Origin of the sequence: Halomonas sp. ND22Bw (genome assembly GCF_003011945.1) — a bacterium.
In the GTDB taxonomy this organism is placed as follows: Bacteria; Pseudomonadota; Gammaproteobacteria; order Pseudomonadales; family Halomonadaceae; genus Halomonas; species Halomonas halophila.
In genome coordinates this window covers 1-234 of the sequence record NZ_PXWD01001843.1, presented here as the reverse complement: position 1 = coordinate 234, position 234 = coordinate 1, and the positions used below count along the sequence as shown (strand labels likewise).

1 pseudogene is annotated in these 234 nt (G+C 69.2%); it reads right to left on the bottom strand.

Annotated features, from left to right (window positions below):
• Window positions 1–234: pseudogene (locus CVH10_RS24660) on the bottom strand (phosphomannomutase/phosphoglucomutase); the annotation flags it as partial.

The window sequence follows — 234 nt, the reverse complement described above, 5'->3', positions numbered from 1 at the left end:
AACAGCTCGGTCACCTCGCAGCCGATGGCGCGCAGGATCGCCGGGGCCGATGCGCCGGCAATGCCGTTGCCGGAGTCCACCACGATCTTCATCGGGCGCGCGAGCTTGATGTCGCCGACGATGCGCTGCGTGTAGGCCTCGGTCACGTCGACCTTGCGCACGCTGCCGCCGGGGGTGAGCGTGGCACTGTCGGCTTCCATCACCTGGCGCAGCCCCTGGATCTCGTCGCCGTAG